Source organism: Frankia sp. CpI1-P (genome assembly GCF_001421075.1).
Taxonomy (GTDB): domain Bacteria; phylum Actinomycetota; class Actinomycetes; order Frankiales; family Frankiaceae; genus Frankia; species Frankia torreyi.
In genome coordinates this window covers 1-14,942 of the sequence record NZ_LJJX01000070.1, presented here as the reverse complement: position 1 = coordinate 14,942, position 14,942 = coordinate 1, and the positions used below count along the sequence as shown (strand labels likewise).

At 66.6% G+C, this 14,942-nt stretch carries 9 protein-coding genes and 11 pseudogenes; 11 read left to right on the top strand and 9 right to left on the bottom strand.

The features are described from left to right. Window positions 1–37 precede the first annotated feature (37 nt). The 4 genes and pseudogenes from FF86_RS59250 to FF86_RS27850 form a co-directional block, all read right to left on the bottom strand. Window positions 38–235: pseudogene (locus FF86_RS59250) on the bottom strand (cell division protein FtsK); the annotation flags it as partial. A 1-nt stretch (window position 236) separates the two neighbouring features. Continuing rightward, window positions 237–1,537, bottom strand: a pseudogene (locus tag FF86_RS27860) (FtsK/SpoIIIE domain-containing protein); the annotation flags it as partial. Between the two features lie 190 nt (window positions 1,538–1,727). Further along, window positions 1,728–2,024 (bottom strand): hypothetical protein, encoded by a 297-nt coding sequence (locus tag FF86_RS27855; RefSeq protein WP_044888112.1) that lies wholly within the window; start codon window positions 2,022–2,024, stop codon window positions 1,728–1,730. Beyond that, window positions 2,021–2,440, bottom strand: coding sequence for a hypothetical protein (locus tag FF86_RS27850; protein ID WP_044888113.1), 420 nt, complete (start codon window positions 2,438–2,440; stop codon window positions 2,021–2,023). Before FF86_RS27850 ends, FF86_RS27855 begins: the two co-directional genes overlap by 4 nt. A gap of 146 nt (window positions 2,441–2,586) precedes the next feature. Between FF86_RS27850 and FF86_RS64445 the strand changes: the two are divergent. After that, window positions 2,587–2,819: pseudogene (locus tag FF86_RS64445) on the top strand (hypothetical protein); the annotation flags it as partial. Window position 2,820: 1 nt separating this feature from the next. Then, window positions 2,821–3,081, top strand: a pseudogene (locus FF86_RS59240) (XRE family transcriptional regulator); the annotation flags it as partial. A gap of 750 nt (window positions 3,082–3,831) precedes the next feature. On the opposite strand, the pseudogene FF86_RS59235 reads toward FF86_RS59240, so the two are convergent. Both FF86_RS59235 and FF86_RS59230 read right to left on the bottom strand, forming a co-directional pair. After that, window positions 3,832–4,276: pseudogene (locus FF86_RS59235) on the bottom strand (SAM-dependent methyltransferase); the annotation flags it as partial. A 1-nt stretch (window position 4,277) separates the two neighbouring features. Beyond that, window positions 4,278–4,635: SAM-dependent methyltransferase (locus tag FF86_RS59230; RefSeq protein WP_255355952.1), on the bottom strand; the 358-nt coding region annotated here is incomplete at its 3' end. Between the two features lie 765 nt (window positions 4,636–5,400). Between FF86_RS59230 and FF86_RS27825 the strand changes: the two genes are divergently transcribed. The 3 genes from FF86_RS27825 (at window position 5,401) to FF86_RS33800 (ending at window position 8,732) form a co-directional block, all read left to right on the top strand. After that, on the top strand, window positions 5,401–6,543 hold the full coding sequence (locus FF86_RS27825) for an AAA family ATPase (RefSeq protein ID WP_052681515.1): 1,143 nt from the start codon (window positions 5,401–5,403) through the stop codon (window positions 6,541–6,543). Then, a complete protein-coding gene (locus FF86_RS27820; RefSeq protein WP_044888121.1) occupies window positions 6,533–7,120 on the top strand; it encodes a hypothetical protein in 588 nt (195 codons plus the stop codon). The genes FF86_RS27825 and FF86_RS27820 overlap by 11 nt, the downstream gene beginning before the upstream one ends. A gap of 922 nt (window positions 7,121–8,042) precedes the next feature. Further along, window positions 8,043–8,732: a hypothetical protein gene (locus FF86_RS33800; protein ID WP_128423658.1), complete on the top strand. Its 690-nt coding sequence runs from the start codon at window positions 8,043–8,045 to the stop codon at window positions 8,730–8,732. A 100-nt stretch (window positions 8,733–8,832) separates the two neighbouring features. Here the strand turns inward: FF86_RS33800 and FF86_RS69045 are convergent, their stop codons facing one another. The 3 genes and pseudogenes from FF86_RS69045 to FF86_RS69035 all read right to left on the bottom strand — a co-directional run. Then, on the bottom strand, window positions 8,833–9,657 hold the full coding sequence (locus FF86_RS69045) for an ATP-binding protein (RefSeq protein ID WP_396230143.1): 825 nt from the start codon (window positions 9,655–9,657) through the stop codon (window positions 8,833–8,835). A 154-nt stretch (window positions 9,658–9,811) separates the two neighbouring features. Beyond that, window positions 9,812–9,911, bottom strand: a pseudogene (locus tag FF86_RS69040) (hypothetical protein); the annotation flags it as partial. Between the two features lies 1 nt (window position 9,912). After that, a partial coding sequence (locus FF86_RS69035; protein WP_396230142.1) for a helix-turn-helix domain-containing protein occupies window positions 9,913–10,206 on the bottom strand: 294 nt, incomplete at its 3' end. Between the two features lie 2,448 nt (window positions 10,207–12,654). Between FF86_RS69035 and FF86_RS69030 the strand changes: the two are divergent. The 6 genes and pseudogenes from FF86_RS69030 to FF86_RS69005 all read left to right on the top strand — a co-directional run. Next, window positions 12,655–12,714 (top strand): annotated as a pseudogene (locus tag FF86_RS69030) (hypothetical protein); the annotation flags it as partial. Between the two features lies 1 nt (window position 12,715). Further along, window positions 12,716–12,932, top strand: a pseudogene (locus FF86_RS69025) (toll/interleukin-1 receptor domain-containing protein); the annotation flags it as partial. Between the two features lies 1 nt (window position 12,933). Further along, a pseudogene (locus tag FF86_RS69020) lies at window positions 12,934–13,518 on the top strand (NB-ARC domain-containing protein); the annotation flags it as partial. 1 nt (window position 13,519) lies between these two features. After that, a pseudogene (locus FF86_RS69015) lies at window positions 13,520–14,239 on the top strand (hypothetical protein); the annotation flags it as partial. Between the two features lie 17 nt (window positions 14,240–14,256). After that, window positions 14,257–14,403: pseudogene (locus tag FF86_RS69010) on the top strand (tetratricopeptide repeat protein); the annotation flags it as partial. 1 nt (window position 14,404) lies between these two features. Next, the coding region (locus tag FF86_RS69005) for a tetratricopeptide repeat protein (protein ID WP_396230141.1) at window positions 14,405–14,942 on the top strand (538 nt) is incomplete at both ends.

Here is a 14,942-nt window from a genome sequence, read left to right as displayed (position 1 = left end):
TTCCTCCGGTGCGTCGGGGGCGATGGGTCCGGTCGGGTCACGCGGCCTGGTCGAGGCCGTCGAGCGGGTCGGAGTCGTCGTCGAGGTAGTTGCTCACGTCCGGAGTCCAGCCGCCGGCCGCGGATGCGGGTCGGTAGTGGGCGACGACCCGGCCGATCTCGACGTCATCCACGTAGGCCGCGCGGACCCGGATCGGGTCGGGGTTGCCGTCGTGCAGCACGTAGCCCACCCCGGGNAGCGCGCGGGGGATCTCCTCGGCGCGGGCACCGCGTTCCCGGGCACCGTTACCAAGGACAAGGTCGGCTTGGTCGGTTTCGGTCATCCGCAGCGCGACGCGGACCGGGAACAGGTCCCGGAACGGCAGCACCTCCTTGCGCGGGTCCTGCACCGCGGCCACGACCACCACCCCGGGTGCGCGGCCCTGGGACAGCAGCAGTGGCAGCGCCGCCCCGATCCGCTTCTTCAACTCCCGGTCGGTCACATAGGCGGTCAGCGAGGCGATCTCGTCGACCACGACGACGATCAGCGGCTCTTCCCGGGTCGGGGTGTGCAGGCGGGTGTTGCCCGCCAGCGTGGCCGTGCGGGTCTGCATCCGGCTCACCGCGTCGTCGAGGAGATCGGCGATGGTGTCCGTGGTGGTGGCGAAGCGGGTGAACAGCGGACGGCCGAAGGTCAGTTCCATCCCGCCCTTCGGATCACACACCCACAGCTCCACCAGCCCCGCGGCCACCGCCGGTGCCAGTCCTCGCAGCAGCCCCCACAGCACCGAGCCCTTCCCCGCCCCGGTCGCCCCCGCGATCAGCACATGCGAGCCGCGCACAGGCAGGGTCCAGGGGGATCCGTCCTCGCAGCGGCCCACCGGCACCGCCGACAGGCCCGCCACCAGCTCACCCACACGCGACGACCGGTCGGAACGGGGACCGTCACCGGCAGCGCCGGCCGGGTCAGGGCCGGCACCGTCGGAGTCGTCGAGCGCGGCCGGGGGAACCGGGCGGGTCAGCGAGTCATGCCGGTGGAACACGACCCGCACGAACCGGAACGTCTCCGCATGCACCTGGCAGCGGCGTGCCCGGAAGACGTGCCGCAGTGCTTCGGCCTGCTCCGCCCACTGCGCCGGGGTCTGGCCGGGCAGCAGTTCCACCCGCAGCACGTCCACGGACCGCGACGAGCGGATGGAGCGGATCCGGGGGAAGTACTCGTCGAAGGTCACCTGGTCGCCGGTCGACGTGGGCATGCGGATGGCAAGGTCGGTGTGGACCATCGCCGGCTTCCACCGCCGCTGGTAGACGAACGTCAGCCGGGCGCGGCCCCACAGCCACCACACCACCGGCCAGAACGACCGGCCATGCACCCGCCACCACACCACCCCGACCGCCACCAGGCCGCCGAGCAGCACGCCCAGCCCGAGCAGGCCGAACCGGTGCACGAACAGCAGCACCCCGACCACCGAGCCGACCGCGACCCGATGCCGCCAGCAGCCCCGCACCACCAGCGCCAGCCCCTTGCCGGCCACCGCGAGTAGCAGCATCCACAGCGGNACACGCACCTTCTCGGTACGGGTCGGTACCCGCGGGAAACGCTGGTCACCGTTGATTCTGGACATGGCAATACCACCCGCTTTTCGAGCGCACGAAACCAGGGACAGGAAGGGTGAAGGGAAGTTCCGGGCGGCCCGGAATCCGGAAAACGGGTATCCGGGCCGCCCAGTCGAACCGGCCGGGTGCGAGCTACGCGGCCCGCGGCCCCGAGTCGGCGGCGTCGTCGGAGTCGAACCGGATGCGTTCGCACTCCACGAGGTAGTCGTTCACCGCCGCGATCAGTTCATAGGCGAAATCGACATGATCCGAGGTGACCGCGTTCGACATCGCCGACAGAGACACCGACGTCAGGCCGAGACGGACCGCGAGGATCGGTGACCGGTCCGGATAGGTGTGGCAGGCCACCGACCAGTCCGCGCCGACGTGAAGACTGTGATGCGTCGCCGAGCGCAGACCGTCGATGGCCGGCCGAATGCGGCCGGTCATGCCGCCACCGCCGGACCCGGGCGCCGGCCGTTCAGCCCGCCGGGCGCACGCATGGCCGACGCCCGCATCGAGTAGGCGATCTTCGGCCGTTCGGCGTTGCGCCGGTCGATGTAGGGCGTGAGCGACAGGCCGTCGAACTCGACGGGCCGAAACGGCGTACCGGGCAGCAGGTCCGGCGGGACGGGCTGCACCGCCGCCGTCATCCGGATCTTCACCTCGTTGGTCCGGGCCGCCGGGTCGGCGTCGATGACCTTGACCTGCCAGACCAGGTCTCCGGTCTCCTCGTCGCGCTGCTGCGCGTCGGGGGTGCCCGCCCTGACCTTGTCGAAGTCGTTGACCGGCTCGACGCCGACCACGAACGCCCCCACCGGGAACACCACCCCGAACGCGACGGGAATGCGCCTTGGCACCGCCATAGATCCACCATCCTCTGTCGTTCCATCCCGCCGGGCGTCGACTCCGTCCAGCGGGTACGGAACGACAATGCTCCGCCGAACAAGCGCGTATCAAGCGCTATATCGGCGGTGCATGAGCAGTAGGGATCGAAGAATGTCGTCGGTGCATGACGTCATGCAGGGCATGTCGGGTCGATATAGGCGTTGACCAGGGCAGCCCGGGGCATTGCCCATTCGCTAGCATGCCGAGCATGGCTGATCGTCCCGGTCGCGCGAAAGCCCCCGATGCCCCGCCGGATACCGATGGCGAGAACTGGGCGGCGGTGGCCGTGGCCATCACGGAACGGATGTCGACCCGGAGGATCGGACAGCAGGAGCTTGCCGACCGCGCCGGCATTGCNGTGTCGACGCTGCGGCTGGTGCAGCACGGAGCGACGCGCCGCGTGCGTACCCGGACCCTGACGGCCATCGCCCGTGCGCTGGACTGGCCAGACGATCATCTGGTGCGCGTGCTCACCGCCGGTCAGAGCGCGGCGGGGGACGACGGGGAGGAGACGGCCGCGGTCGCGCGGCAGATTCTCGAAGGGATCCGCGACATCCGGGACGACCTACGGGCCCTGCTGCGCCGCCTCGACGACCTCGACCGGCAGCGCAGCCGGTAGACCAGCCAGCCCCAGAGGTAGGCCGACGAGTTGAAGTCCGGACATGGCACGGCCCCGGATCCGCATCGGGAAGGGATCCGGGGCCGCGGTGGCCGGTATGGACGCGCTCACGGGCACCGGCCACGTTCAGGGGAATAGGACGTTCGGGTGGGAGGACCCGCGCCCCGTGCCGCTGAGGGGGTCGGCGGAGTGCGAGTCCTCCCGGGTGGTGACGGGCTCGATGTCGGGGGCAGCCCGTCACCGGCTCACAGGCGGACGGGCGCCGCCAGGTCCGCAGACATCGCCTCGGCGACCGTGTCGAGGCCGGCGGAGGTCTGCCCCCGCCGGACCTTCAGCGCCCGGTCGATCTGCTCCCAGCTCAGCAGCCGGTAGCCCTGGGCAAGCATCGAGATCATGAGGTTTTCCGCGTCGGCGAACAGGGTGCCGCGAGTCTCGGCGTGCGCGGTCAACGCCTCTCGGTCGCCGTCGTCGCAGACCCGCCCGTTCAGCAGGCCCGCGAGCAGTTCGCCGGCGAGCCGGGTCATCCGGGCGCTGATCTCCGCCCGCTGCTGGGTGAACGAGTGGCANAGGTCCGCAAGCCCGTTGACCTGGTCGAGGTCCAGGCCGATGTCTCGCCGGTGGTGCAGCTCCGGCAGGAACAGGCCCGCGGCCGGGGCGACACTCGCCGCGCCCGCCGCACGTAGGTCGGACAGCATCATTTACCTCCGGTTGATCATTCTGGTCGAGGGGACAGCCGCCCAAGTGCGGCGGTTATGGCTTGCGTCCGACTCCGGCGTAGCCCCAGATCGTTTCGGTGTCCCTGGGCGGCTCGTCCGGCCTCCACAGCGGCAGGCGAACCACCCCGGGGTCGAGGACTTCCGTGCCCTCGAAGAAGCGGCAGACGTCTGCGAGGCCACGGAGAACGAGGGGCGCGGCCGTGGTCGCGTAGGTGTCGACGATGTCGCCGACTCCCGGGGGCGCCAGATCCCCGGTGGCGTGCGACACGATGAGGTAACTGCCCGACGGCAGACCGTCCAGCAACCTGCGCACCAGCGCGTGCGGTCCGTCGTCGTCAGTCAGGAAGTGCAGCACAGCGACGAGGAACAGCGCGATCGGCTGGTGGAAGTCGAGCGCGTCGCGCAGTTCGGCGGCGTCGAGGATGAGCCCGGGATCGCGCAGGTCGGCGTCGAGATAGGCCGTGCGTCCCTGCACCGTGNTGGTCAGCAGCGCGCGAGCGTGCACCAGGACCACCGGATCGTTGTCGGTGTAAACCACCCTGGCCGCCGGGTCGACGTTCTGCACCACCTCATGCAGGTTCGGACTGGTCGGAATGCCCGTGCCCACGTCCAGGAACTGGCGGATCCCGCACTCGCCGGCCAGGAACCGCGCCGCCCGGGTCATGAACGCCCGATTCGCCCGCGCGACCCGCGGAACGTCCGGCGAGGCCGCCACCACCCGCCCGGCTGCCGTCCGGTCCGCCGGCAGATGGTCCTTGCCGCCGAGGTAGAAGTCATACATCCGGGCGGGATGCGCGGTCGTGAGATCGACCGGCGATGTTTCCCGCTGCGCTGTCACCGGGCCAGCCCCACCCCGGCGGGCATGGCCGGCAGCACCACGGCGCCCGAGAAGTGCCGATCCCGTACGTAGGTCCAGGCCGCCGCCCGCGTCGCGAAGAACCCGATCACGCCCAGCAGCACGCCGCGCGGTCCGCGCACCACCACCGCCCACAGCACCCGGCGCACATCGTCGCGGCCCCCAGGAGCCATCGAGGTCCCGCNGGCCGCCGAGCCGCCGCCGCTGTTCATCCGGGCGCACAGCAGTTCCCGCCGGGACGGCACCCGGGCCATCTGCTCGCGTCCCGAGCCGGCGTCCGCTGACGGTGGCAAGCCGAGACGCGCCCTCCCGACGTCGGGTCTACCCCTCCCATCTGTTCGTTCGGCGACCACCATCCGTATCCCCTTCCTCGTCTCGTCACCGGCGCGCCGTCCACGGGCACCCGGGAAGACCGGCGATCACGGCCCCGCCGACAGTCCGTCGCGCTCTCACCGTGACCAGGTCTCGGGTCGACGCCGCCCGCGGAGCCGAACTCGGCACGAACGGCGTCGACTGCCGACAAGACTCACCGAGACCACCCGACCACGGAATGTCGAGGCGGCATGGATGGACGGCATTCCAGCGCCGATCCGACCGGCGCCAACCGTGCAGATCAGCGCCGGTCCGGCGCCGTTTGACCGCCTGATCCCGGCTTGGGATGTCGACACGACATCGGCGCCGCTATGCTCACCGTGCTGGTCTGCTCACGCGGATTGCCCNGACCTGTCACCGACCGAAGAGCGACGAATGACCGCTGACCCCGAGACCGCCTGGCAGCGCTACACCGTGTCTGCCGAGCTGCTGCACCGCGACGACATGGCCGCCGCCCTACGCGGCCGGGACTTCGGCGCCGCGTTCCTGCTCATGCGCAAATGGGATCATGTCAGCCAGGACCGCATAGCCTCCTCGATCGAGGGCTTCAGCCAGTCGAGGATCAGCCGCATCGCCGGGGGCAAGGCGAAGGTCGAGGAAGTCGAGGTCATCGAGCGCATCGCCGACGGCCTGCGGATTCCCGGCGCCATGGTCGGCCTGGCGCCCCGCCCCTGGGAAGTCCCCGGAGCCGCGGGCGTCGCGCCCCGACCGCCGCGGGAGACGCTGCGGGTGCCCACCCACCTTCGGGAACAAGCGGGTGGGGCGTTCGGCGCGCCGCCGGTGGTGCCCCGTCGCGACGAGGTCACCGACTCGATCCGCCAGCTTCTCGCTTGCATCGAACCCCCTGCCGCCGGCCGGGGCCGCCGGGTCGAGCTGCCCCCGATCGACCTCGAAGCGAAGATCCTCAATGCGTGGAGTTCGGGTCGGCCACGGGAGGGATCCCCGGTCCTGGTGATGGTGGCCGGGTTCCCAGGGTCGGGGAAGACGGAGTTCGCCCGGTTCATCTGCGAGATCACCGGCTGGTCGCTGCTCGACAAGGACACGATGAGCCGCCCGCTGACCGAGTCCCTGTTGCTGTCGATGGACACCGACCCGAACGACCGTCAGGGCGAGGTCTATACGGGCCGGATCCGCCCCTTGGAGTACCGGGCGATGTTCGACACCGCGTTCGACAATCTGCGCTTGGGCCTGCCGACGGTGGTCACGGCGCCGTTCGTGCGTGAGCTGACGGACGCGGCGTGGATGGAGCGGATGAAGAAGCGATGCGCGAAGGCCGGCGCGGCGATCGCCGTGGTCTGGCTGCGCTGCGACATCGACTCCCAACGTGACTACCTCGAATCCCGCGACGCCGCCCGCGACACGTGGAAGCTGTCCTACTGGGACGAGTACGTGGCCACCATCGACCCTGACCAGCGGCCGGTGTGCACCCACTATGTAGTCGACAACAGCCGCCACGCCCGCAGCAACCTTGCCGAACACGCCCGCCGGCTGGCCAGCCGGATCCGCGATGCGTCCTGACGCCGTAGTCCTCTACGGCCCACCCGCCGCCGGAAAGGACACCGTCACCGCCGCCCTCACCGCGTTGGACGATCGGTACGTGCACTTCGATCGGCTGAAAGTAGGCGCGAACGCCGGTGCCCCCTACCGGGCGGTGTCCGCGGACGAGCTTGACCGCCTCCAGGCCAAGGGGGCAATTCTCTATGCGAACGAGCGGTACGGGAACGTCTACGCCGTCGACCGGCCCCGCCTGGACGACCTCACCACCGCCGGCCGCGTGCCGGTCGTGCACCTTGGCCAGGTCGCCGGCATCCACGCGCTACACGCCGAATACCCGGCCCGGTGGGTGACGGTCCTTCTGTGGTGCCCCCGCGAGGTCACCGCTACCCGAGCCCGCGAGCGCGGGAGCACCGACGTTGCCGAACGACTGACCGTCTGGGACGAGACGAAAACCGATCTCGCCGCAGCAGGCGTGGACGTGTTCGACCTGGTGCTACGCACCGACCAGCGACCGCCCGACGAGGCCGCCGTTCACATCCACCGCGCGCTGACGGACCGAACCCGAGCCGTCCCGTCGGTACGGGACAAGGTGGACTGACCGCGATGCAGCTTGTCCTTCCCGCCCTCACCTTCCGCACCCCCGGCGGCGCCCTCGACACCGCCGCCACCGCCGCCTACGCCCGACGTGCCGCGGGCACATGGGCGCACCGCTTCATCCTGTCCGGCACCACCACCGGCGGACACCAGGCCAGCGAAACCGACCGGGCCGCGGTCGTCGACCTGTGGGCGGAAACGATCGGGGTGGACCGGCTCACCGCATGCTGCTGGACACCCGCCGACATCACCCACGCCACCCGCACCGGAGTCATCCCGATGGTCGTCCTACGAGACCTCACCAGCGACACCNAGGCCCTGAACCTGTTCGCCGCATTGCCGAGGCCGTGCTACCTGTTCAGCCACCCGGAGTTCAGCCCGACCACCCTGACACCCGAGCTTGCCGCCACCGCCCGCGCCGCCGGTGTCCTGCCCGCAGCCGCGAAGGTCTCCAAGGTCCCCCTAAGCAGCATCGCTGCTCTTCGCACCGCGACCGGCCCGGACTTCACCCTGTGGGACGGCACCGCCCGCCACATCACCGCCAGCCTCGACGCCGGAGCCGACGGCATCGTGACCGCACCCCTCAGCCACCTACCCGACCCGTTCCCCGCCGCCCAGGCCGCCCAGGTCCAAGCCGCCATCGACGCCGCCCAACNCCNCCTTGACNCCCAGCCTGGCCGACACGCCCGCACCGCCGCTCTGTTCGTGATGGCCACGGCCGGACACCCGAGCACCGGTGTCTGACGTCGTGTCTGCCGAATTGCTCGTTTTAGGATCAAGCTGGGCGCCACGCGGCCGCCTGCGCGCGGCCGTGGACGGCCGTGCTCGCCGGGCGCGTCGCCGGTCGATCACACGCCAAGTCTCCAGATGCCGTTGCGTACTTCCGTCACCACACGAGCCAATTACCATATGGATGGAGGCTTCTCGTGAGGGTTTCAAAAACAGATGAAATCTGTGGCATGCCTGCTCCGACCGCACGAGAACTCATGCGGGCGATTGCCCACGACTCGGTTGACGACGACTACATCGCATCGTGGCTTGACGTAGCAGCGAGCGCGGCGACTAGGATTCGCGAGAGCTTGGTCGCCGAAGGTTATTTGGAATGCTCCAGCGAAGATGAGCGGGACTCGCTACACGTAACAACAATAAAAGGAAATGCGCTCGCCCAAGCCAGCTTCTCTCCTCAAATTCACCGCCGCACCGCCGAGAAGAATATTTCAGGCATGCTAGAACGAGTCCGAGAATACAACCGCGATAATACGAAAATTCTTGCGATTTCTCGTATTCAAATTTTCGGCAGCTTTCTTGATTCTTCTAGCGACAGAATCGGTGATATAGATCTCGCAGTCACGATACTGCGTAGACCCGACAAGGATAGCTATATCAAAGCACTTTACGCGTACTGTAACGCTAGCGGGCGTCGATTCGGCACCCACCTAGATTTTCTGGACTGGCCTAGGGTTGAGGCTATACGTACGGTGAAGGGGCGGTCGCCAGCGATCAACGTGACGAACGAAGACATCACTCGTTTTACCGATCGCTGGCGCGATATCTACATGATTGACAAGGATGAGCAAGCCATTCAACCGCCGAAGGATGCGCCAGCCGAACTTTAATCGACCTAACCCTGTCCCAGAAAAGCCGTGATGGCTGTCGCCGTGCGCATCGTAGGTGGTGTCCGCATAGCACAGGCTAGAAATTATACTAGGCGGTTCCCTATACGACATTACTTCCTTTCAAGCGATATTTCGCCCCAGCTGTCACCGTGCCCGGGACTCTCTCGATCAGCTCTTTCTGGATTAGCCTTTGGAAAATCCTTCGCATTTCGACGTCGCGCGGAATCCCGGCGATTTCGCGCCCCTGCCTATTGTTGATAGTGCCATTCTCTTTAAGATAATTCAATACAATTGTACCGGGCGAGTCAAGCTTATCGTGTCTAATTAGAACAATGACCGAGTTTTCAGTCTCGACAACCTCGGGTTCTTTCAGGCGCATCTTGGTCATGGCAGCGAATGCGGTATTCAAGCCCTCGCCTACATTCTTGTTCGGCGCTCCAGGAAACTTGTGTAGTAGCCGCTCAATGGATTCATTCCTTGAGAAGCGGGCCGCAAGGATATTTCGGGGTGTAACGTGCCCCGGAAGACGGCCAGGGCTTTCAACTTCAACGCGATCGTCAAATATTCGTACATGGACGTTATCTTTGACCGCATAGTCCCGGTGAATGACCGCATTTGTAATAATCTCATGAAGCGTCTCGTTGGGGTATCGGACCGGTTCCAGGTCTCGATCCTTGATTCCCTCGATAAGTCGCGTCGTAAGGGCGACGGCGTCAATGATTTGCCGATATGCCGAACCTTCGACAATATTCGTCTTGCCGCCGACCAAAACATCCCGTACACCTTCGGCGGCATCCGTCGCGTAACGGTACACAATTACCGAAGCTTTGGGAAGAACAATTTGAGGCTCATCCGCATATAGGACCAAACCCGCAACTGTGGGCTTACCCTCCCTAATTAGAAGCTGTTTCCGGAGCCACGGCATAGCCTCATTAGTTGGTACAATCGAAAGCATAAACTCCGTAATTTGATACGAATCGGTAATTAGATCAAGTGGCGCGTCAACGGTGTCCGTCTCGTGAGAGACTAGACCCTTTTGCAAACGCAGCGTGTGCATTTCTTCGTCACTACTGAGCGGNGAAACGCTCGCCGCCGCCCGCTTGTATACTCTACCATCGGACGCTGACACAATCCGCCGATTGCGACCAACTTCGATCTTCAGGATCGAGCCTGGGTAGTNCGCACTTGTGAGCGATATGTATCTATAATCATCACCCTGAGGAAATAGACTCTGCAGAGTCGAGACGTGCGAGTTACAGTCTTCGACTCGTTCAAATCCATTCCAGACAAACCTGCCAGGATTTGGCTCGGAGATTCCGACGTATATGTCGCCACCTGAAGAGTTCGCGAATGCGGATACCCATCTCGACAGCTTGCTCGGATCCACCCTCTTGTCTTTGAAATCAACATAGTAGTCTTCATGCAAAGAAAGTATCAGTTTTGCTTGACTGGCCGGAATCTGGACATTTTCCACTGCGGCTGACCCCAACTCCCCCTCAGACTGACGTCGATCATATACTGGGCGACAGCGCTACGAAGCCGGGCGAGTGGGACGGACAGCGGTGCTCTGTTCGGAAGGAGAACCTGCTCCTGAGGGCGCTGGGACAGCGCAACACAGCAGACAAACCACTGATGATCTCCCCGCCTGCAGGTCGAGACAAGTACCTGTGTACGATCCGTGACGCTGGACGGAGGACCCTATACAGCAGTCAAACCGCAACGGGGACAGACGTCGATGACTACTGGTGGACTCCGGCGGTCCCGCAAGCTGCACCGGCAGACCTCCGCGGAGGTCCCGCAAGCTGCACCGGCAGACCTCCGCGGACGTCCTTAGATGGAGTGCCGAAGCCTGCGGATCGGAAGGTTGCCGACGGGATAGCTCTGGCAGCCAGAGTGGCAGCCAAGCCCACCGACGGTGAAAGACGGTCACGGGACTTGGTGGACGATGCCGAGCCCGTGACCTGCGTCGGTGGACGTCCACGGACACCAGCGGACGAACAGCCGAAGATCTCATAATCCGTCGGTCGTGGGTTCGAGCCCCACCCGCCCCACCCCGCAGCGTGACGAACCGCCTGACCTGCAGAAACAGGCTGGTTCGCACGTTGTGGACGTGCTCGTGCCCGCCGAAACTGCAGGCCGGCGGGCCGGGCAGGTGGTTCGAGCCTCCTTTGGCTCTGTAGCAGTCGACTCCTGTCGGTAGTCACCGCTGCTGGGACTGGATCAGCATGCGGGTCGTTCGCGGCCTTTGATCCGGACTGGAGACCGNCGGAGCCGGACACACCACCCGCGCCCCGCGTCTCCCTCGTCCACGAAGGCCGGTACCAGCAGGCGCTGGCCGACTACGACCGCCAGGTCGACGAATGGCACCGGCGTGNCGGTGGCACGGTTTCCGATCCGGTGACCGTCGAGCGGGCCAGGCTCGTCACGTGCCCGAAGTGCGGTGCCCCCGAAGCACGCCCGTGCACGGACGCTGCGAAGTCCCGGAAGGTGAATCACCAGGAGCGGCTCCGGCGGTTCCGTGCGTGGATGCGGGAGACCCATCCCCGGTACCCTCGGCGCGAGACGCTCTGACCATGTCGGCGTGACCGGCCCGGCCGAGGCGCGCCAGCGGGCGGACACCAAGGGCGCGATGTCGCTGAGAGCGATGCGGAACGTCAGCCGCGGCAGGCGGCCGGGCCTNCGGCCCTACCGGTGTTCCTCCGAGTTGGTGGCGGCTGCGGTGGTGTGCTCCCAGTGCAGGATCAGCTCGGCGAGCNCCTCGACTGCTCTTCGCCGTTCCTCGGCCGTCATGGGTATGGTCTCGACCCGCTCGATGACCATGTGGCGGGCGACGGGNTGTCGTCGTGCTTTCCGGGACGGTCCCGCGCCAGCTTGGTTGCCGGCTTCCGTGCTCTCCGTGCTCTCCGTGCGGGGATCGTCCTGGGCGTGGTCGGGACCGGCCATCGGTAGCGTGCCCCCTTCAGGCTCTCTGGCCTGTATCGGCTGTCGGCGCACTCTNTTGCTGCTGGGAGCGGTTCCTGGGCGACCACGGCGTCGCCCTTCGTCGCCTCCGATGGCTTGTTCTGGTACCGGGTTGTCCCAGCGCTAGCGCGGTTCGTCCGCGTTTGCCTGTTCCCGGCCGGGTAAGCGCGTTTCCTGTTCGGCCGGTTGGAGGCCGCGGTTGTCGAGACCCACCAGCTGCCCCCGCTGGCTGTTGGCGTATGAGGCCGATCGCCCGACAGGCTGGTTGATCGGGTGAGATCATGATGNGTCGTGTGGAGGAGCCGGAACTCACGCGGTCGTGAGCCAGAAGATCGCGAGATGACGGTGCGCGAGTTCTTCTCGGCGCTTGCCTTCATCGCGCGGGAGGCGTGGAGCCCTACGCCCCGGTCAGATCTCTACTTGCACTGTGATGTCTGCGGCGGTCCGACCCCGCACTCCAGCTATCGGCGGATCATCTCAGCGACCGAGGTGAATCCGACGCTCGTTGCCGCGCCCCCGGAGCCGGTCTGCGCGGTGTGCCGCGATGCGCATCCGCGCACGCTCGGCGACGAATCACCCTGCGACACGGCCATGGTGTGTGTCGGCCGCCGACGGCGCCGCTGGCGTTCGGGTAGGTCCCGGAGGCGGTGCGGCGCGCGATTCGAGGTTCCCGCGTCCGCGCCGACCGTGATCTGCCCGTGGTGCAGCACGCAGCAGGACGGGCCAGTCAGGCATTGATGAGCTATCGACATGGGGCTCGCCGATGGAGGTGCAGGTGGATGGAAGGCGGCGTGGAGGTCGGCGTCTGGGGTGTACCGCGACCAACTGATCGAACCGCCGGAAACGTCGTTCACNGGACAGACCCTGCCGCGGGCGAAGGCTCCAACCGGTGGACGGCGGAGGGTGAGATCATAGCCTTGTGTCGGACAGCGGTGGACCTGAGACAGGGCAGCAGTTCCTNGTCTCGTACGTCGTCGACGACGCCGAGTGGGCGGAGTGGGTCGCTTGGACCTTGGAGTCCNCAGGCCATAGGGCATTGATCCGCGCCTGGGATGCCGTGCCTGGGTCGCATCCTGTCGCTGACCTGCAGCGGACGCTGGCGAGTGGTGCACGCTCCGTGGTGGTGCTTTCGGAGGCTTATCTGGCGTCGGCGACTCGAGGCGCGGAATGGGAAGTTGGCTGGGCGACGGACCCCGCCGGGCTGAACAGGCGCGTGCTGGTTGTCCGGGTGGAAGACTGNTTGCCCCCGGCGTTGCTGGGCCAGATCCAAGCGGTGGACCTGTTCGGGATCGACAGGGAGACGGCGCGGGAGCGGCTCCTCGAAGCCGTCGTAGGTGGACGGCGCAAGCCGGCTACGGAGCCGGGCTTCCCCGGAGGCTTCCAACTACCTGACGCGAGCATCGGGACGCTGTTGCCCTCCGAGTTGCCCCAGGTGTGGAACGTCCCCCCGCGGCTGGCACGGACCATTCATCGTGAGGAGTTCCTCGACGCGGTGCGCGATGGCCTCTCGGGCACCGGTACCGCCGCTGTCTGCGCGCTTTACGGGATGGCCGGGACTGGTAAGACGGCGCTCGCGGTCGAGTACGCCCACCGCTTCGCCGACGATTTCGATGTCGTGTGGTGGATCAACGCGGGTGACTCGGCGGTGGTCGCTGGGCAGGTCGCGGCGCTGGGAGTCAAGCTCGGCCTCTCCGACGACGCCGGCTGGTCTGAGGTCGCCGCGTCGCTGAATCGAGAGCGGCGGCGCTGGCTGCTGGTACTCGACGACGTCAACGAGCTGGATGTCGTCGATCCGTTCCGGCCGTCGGGTCCGCACGGGCGACTGNTGGTGACTTCCCGTCTGGTAGGGCTCGACAGCGTCGGTGCGGCGGTTGAGGTCGGCGCATTCAGCAAGGACGAGGCGGTCAGGGTACTCGTCCCTCGGGTCGAAGGAATCAAGGAGACGGAAGCCGGGTGGATCGCGGATCTGCTTGGCTACCTGCCGCTGGCAGTCGAGCAGGCGGCCAGCTTCCTCGTGCAGACCGGGCTGCCCCCGGCCGAGTACGTCCGCTTGTTGATCGAGCGGCTCGGAAGCTTGCTCGACCGCGGGCGCGTGGCGGATCGACCCGGCGTGACGGTGGCAAATCTGTGGAGGCTTTCGGTGGCACGGATTCAGGCGGAGCGGCTGGCAGCGGTGGAGCTGCTCTCGCTGTGCGCTTTCTGCGCCGCTGATCCAATTCCCCTCGACCTGTTCACCGATGGTGCCGCTGCGGCACTGGCGGACGGGCCGCTGCGGCGGGCAGCCAAGGATCAGCTCGACTGGGCGGAGACCGTCGGGGTGCTGGTTAGTTTCAGTCTGGCGCGTCGTGCCGGATCAACGCTGACCGTTCACCGGCTGACCGCCGCAGCAGTCCGGGAGGACATGACGCCAGCCGATCAGGCTGCGGCCACGGTTGGAATCATCCGACTTCTCGCCGCCGGGCTACCCAACGCCTCTGAAGATCCAACGAGCTGGCCGCGGTGGCGGCAGCTGATACCTCACGTGCGGGCAGCGCTCGACGGCATTGNTGACCAGTGTGACGTTGTGACAGCTGGGCTGGTATCAAGGATCTGTGACGTCACCGGTAGGTACCTCAACCAGCAGGGACAGTCCGAGGCCGCGGTTCTTTACCTAGAACGAGCCCTGGCGCTCGACGAATCGCGTCTCGGTCCTGACCACAGGGATACAGCGNCCGCCTGCAACAATCTTGGCGCGGCCTACATTTCTGCTAAGCGGACAACGGAGGCGATCGATCTGTACGAGCGGGTTGTCGCCGGCCTTGAACGCCTTCCGGGTGTCGATCACCCAGACACGTGGCTCGCGTACAACAACCTCGCTGAGGCCTTACGCGCGGACGGGAGGACCGACGAGGCGATCGCGCTCTACGAGCGCATTGTGCCCCGTTTCGAAGCGGCATTCGGCGTCGGAGACCGAGCAGGGTTGACCGCCCGCCACAACCTGGCATGCACCTACCGGGCCGCGGGACGGCTGGCTGAAGCGACCGGCCTGCTCGGGTGGACCCTCGCAGACGCCGAGCGGCACCTGGGCCCCAACGATTCGCTGAGCGTGCTCATACGTGGCAGCCTCGCCGACTCGCTGGTAGTCGACAACCCAGACCAGGTGCAGCCCCACGAGCGGACCGTCGACGAATTCCAGGAGCTGTTCGGACCCGATCATCCGAGGACACTACTGATCTTTAATGTGCCGGGTCGGGTTGATCCGGTGGTGAT